Raw genomic sequence first — 1,561 nt, forward strand, 5'->3', positions numbered from 1 at the left:
GGCCGCCTGATCGTGCGGCCCGGTGACCACACCCGAAATTACACCTCATTGACGGACGTGACCCTCGGCTAAATTTCTTCCACGTCACGGGATGGTCGCTTCAAAAGCAGACGCTGCCCTATGAGGCATGTCGGCAATATGCGTAGCTATATGGAAGAAGGCTTTGACACGCTTGTCGACGATGTGGCTATTGTCGCACCTTGATACCGGGGGAGCGGCATTGAAAAATTACTATCGGGTCATGCTTGGGCGAAAAAGCGTTTATGCTCAGGAGTGTTTTGCAGGCGGCTTCACCGGAACACATTTCGACATTCATGAAGACTTATCCGACAAGCTGCCCGAGACGTGGCGGCCCTTCAACGCGGCCTATGTGCCGGTCTATCTGAAAATCCACCCGGAAAAGAGCAAGGTCGCCGCCGGTTTGGCGTGCGGCGCGATCTGGACCGTATCAAAGGGATTGAGACCGGGCGATGTCATTCTCTCCCCCGATGGCGCTGGCCGCTATCGCGTGGGCGAGATTGAGGGCGAATATTGGTACGCAGAAGGCGGAATCTTGCCCCACCGCCGCAATGTCCGCTGGCATGATATCTACATCGACCGGGCGGCGATGAGCGATGCGCTCAAGAACTCTACCGGCTCGATAGGCACTGTCTCGAACATCTCTGGGCACGCTCGGGAGATTGAGGCTCTGATCGGCGGGTTGCCCGCACCCGCTACTGCTCCGGTCATGACGAGCGAAGGGTTGGTCGAGGACCCTGTGGCCTTTGGCATGGAAAAGCATCTGGAGGATTTCCTTGTCTCCAATTGGACCCAAACCGAGCTGGGTCGCGACTTCGATATTTTCACCGATGAAGGCGAGATTGTCGGTCAGCAATATCCGACAGATACCGGGGCGCTGGACATTCTGGCGATCAGCAAAGATCGTAAGCGCCTGCTCGTCGTGGAGCTGAAGAAGGGGCGCGCCAGCGATGCCGTGGTCGGTCAAATCCTCCGCTACATGGGCTATGTGCAGGATGAACTGGCGGAAGATGGGCAAACCGTCGAAGGTGCGGTCATCGCGCTGGATGACGATCATCGAATCCGCCGAGCGCTGGCGATGGTGCCGAGCGTCAGTTTCTTCCGCTACAAGGTGTCTTTCCAGCTATTGCGAGCCTGATCGGTTCGTGTTCTGCTGCCTGTTCCGGTCCCGACCGCAGGTGCCTTTCGATCGAGTTGCAGCGTAACCGGAGGGCGGCCATGGCGCCCGAGGCAATCTTACCCCGGACCACTCGGTGGGGGCCGATCAGGCGGTCCCCGCGTAACGAACAGCTCAGCCAGCGCCGCTAGCATATCCTCGCTCCTGAGCCGTCTCGCGACCGGCAAGGCCAGGCATTCCCGGCTCGCCTCGTCGATGATCGACAGGATGCGGAACTTGCGGCCATCGTGCGTGCGGCCCTCGACGAAGTCGTAGGACCACACCTGCCCCGGATACTCGGGTCGCAGCCGGATGCATGATCTGCGCGGCGACAACTACGATGGCCGGTTGAGCGGCGACTATGATGGCCGGTAGGATCGGTTGTCT

At 59.5% G+C, this 1,561-nt stretch carries 1 protein-coding gene and 1 pseudogene; one reads left to right on the forward strand and one right to left on the reverse strand.

What is annotated here, in order from left to right; genetic code table 11:
- The first annotated feature begins 163 nt into the window (after positions 1-163).
- Positions 164-1,156, forward strand: a complete 993-nt coding sequence (locus tag PYV00_RS23000) for an endonuclease NucS domain-containing protein (protein WP_275230673.1) — start codon at positions 164-166, stop codon at positions 1,154-1,156.
- A gap of 128 nt (positions 1,157-1,284) precedes the next feature.
- Here PYV00_RS23000 and PYV00_RS23005 read toward each other — a convergent pair.
- A pseudogene (locus PYV00_RS23005) lies at positions 1,285-1,494 on the reverse strand (DDE-type integrase/transposase/recombinase); the annotation flags it as partial.
- Positions 1,495-1,561: the final 67 nt, after the last annotated feature.

Source organism: Novosphingobium album (ex Liu et al. 2023) (assembly GCF_029076845.1).
GTDB lineage: Bacteria > Pseudomonadota > Alphaproteobacteria > Sphingomonadales > Sphingomonadaceae > Novosphingobium.